The sequence below is a fragment of the Mesorhizobium sp. M7A.F.Ca.US.014.04.1.1 genome, assembly GCF_003998745.1.
Lineage (GTDB): Bacteria > Pseudomonadota > Alphaproteobacteria > Rhizobiales > Rhizobiaceae > Mesorhizobium > Mesorhizobium ciceri.
The window spans coordinates 1-1849 of sequence record NZ_RZRW01000836.1; the positions used below are offsets into that span (position 1 = coordinate 1).

General features: G+C 63.1%; 3 protein-coding genes. All 3 read left to right on the plus strand.

Annotated features, from left to right (window positions below; all coding sequences use genetic code 11):
* Window positions 1-812, plus strand: an 812-nt coding sequence (locus EOA22_RS32095; protein WP_127390530.1) for a hypothetical protein, incomplete at its 5' end; no start/stop codon positions are given.
* 221 nt (window positions 813-1033) lie between these two features.
* The gene (locus EOA22_RS32100) at window positions 1034-1417 is read left to right on the plus strand and encodes a RidA family protein (protein WP_063169567.1); all 384 of its coding nucleotides are present in this window, start codon (window positions 1034-1036) and stop codon (window positions 1415-1417) included.
* Between the two features lie 13 nt (window positions 1418-1430).
* Window positions 1431-1781 carry a VOC family protein gene (locus EOA22_RS32105; protein ID WP_063169566.1) on the plus strand — a complete coding sequence of 117 codons (351 nt, stop codon included), beginning with the start codon at window positions 1431-1433 and terminating at the stop codon, window positions 1779-1781.
* Window positions 1782-1849 lie beyond the last annotated feature (68 nt).

Sequence of the window (1849 nt, forward strand, 5' to 3'; positions counted from 1 at the left end):
CGTCCGCCGATCAGGGGACGAACGCCGCCGATGCTTCCGATGACGACAAGCAGGCCCCGGTGCCATTCGAAGGCGGCACGCTGACCATCACCCAGAAGGAACAGTATGGCGAGAAGGTGCTTGCCTATGACGGCAAGCAGCTGGCCAGCAATTACGATGTCTTCTTCGACAAAATAGTCGAGGTCGGCGGCGTCAAGGTGGCGCTGTTCGATGTCGGCGACGGCGGCAACCAATGCGGGCCGGCGACGGTGATCGTCTGGAAGCCGGAAGGCGGCACGATCCAGAGCACCACTGTCGAGCAGGACCAGTGCGGCGCCCCGCCCTCGGCGGTGTCCGACAACGCCATCTATTTCGTGCCCTACCTGTTGCCGGGGGATGAGAAACCGGCTTTGCAATGGTCGCCGACCGACGGGCTGACGATTTCGGGCAATCTGACCTACATGCCGGAACCCGGCACGGACTGGAAGGACATCGATCCGGAAAAGTACCAGAACATCATCGACGCCTTCCACAATGAGGCCGTCTACAAGGAAGCGGAAAAGCTGCTCGGCAAGGACATGGCCGACATGGCGACCAGCCTGCTGGTCGGCGGCGGCACCGAAAAGACCGCTTCGGGCGCCTTCTACGCCAGCGGCTGCGTGCCGCATGATTGCGGCGGCAATGACGGCTTCATGGCGGTCGACCCGGCCCAGCACAGGCTCTATTTTGCGCGCCGCGGCGACAATGGCCAGCCGAACGCCTGGCCTGATGTGGCGACATGGCCGGCGGATGTGAAGGCGGCGTTGGACAAGGCGCTGGGGGCGGCAAATTAAAGCTTTAGCGTTGCGCAGCACCCCCTCGCTTTCGTCATCCTATGGTCTGCGCCGCGTCGCTACGCTCCTTGCTCCGCCATAGGATGACGACGGAAGGGATGCTTCAACCAATCTCGGAGGTTCGCGCTTCGCTTCCGGGATAACAGTTTGCCTGGCTTGGCCCACGACCCGCGCCGTTCCGCCTGCTAATGCTGGCCGACAACCCAAGCAAGGCCCCTCATATGCGCAAACTCATCTCCACCGGTTCGCCGTTCGAAAAGACCGCCGGCTATTCGCGCGCCGTGGTGCAGGGCGACTGGTGTTTTGTGTCCGGCACCACCGGCTACGACTATGCGACGATGACGATGCCGGAGACGGTGGAGGCGCAGACGCGCAATTGCCTGGCGACGATCGGCAAGGCGCTGAAGGACGGCGGCTTCGAGATGGCTGACGTGGTGCGGGCGCATTACTACATCACCGACCAGGCCTTCGTGGATGTAGTCTTCCCGATCCTCGGCGAGACGTTCGGTGACATCAGGCCGACAGCGACGATGATCGTCTGCCAACTCAACAAACCGGAAATGAAGATCGAGATCGAGGTGACGGCGCTGCGGCGCACGGCCTGAAGGGCGACCGACGATGAAAGTCCAGCGCATTGTTGCCAATATCGAGACAGCGGATGTCGCGGCGGCGAAGCGTTTCTACCACGATGTGCTCGGCCTCGACGTGCTGATGGATCTCGGCTGGATCGCAACCTACGGCTCGCAAGCAAAGATGGATGTCCAGGTCAGCTTCATGGCGCAAGGCGGTTCCGGCACGCCGGTGCCCGACCTCTCCATCGAGGTCGACGACGTGGATGCGGCGCTCGATGCCATGAAGGCGGCGGGCTTTGCCATCGAATACGGACCGGCCGACGAACCGTGGGGCGTGCGGCGCTTCTACGTCCGCGATCCGTTCGGTCGGCTGGTCAACATTCTCTCGCATCAGTGATGACGTATGCCGGCGGGACAGCGCCCCCCTCTGGCCTGCCGGCCATCTCCCCCTCAAGGGGGGAGATG

What these genes read in the sequence shown, in the direction of transcription:
- EOA22_RS32100 (WP_063169567.1), top strand. Translation starts at nt 1,034, where the DNA reads ATGCGCAAACTCATCTCCACCGGTTCGCCGTTCGAAAAGACCGCCGGC.
- EOA22_RS32105 (WP_063169566.1), top strand. Translation starts at nt 1,431, where the DNA reads ATGAAAGTCCAGCGCATTGTTGCCAATATCGAGACAGCGGATGTCGCG.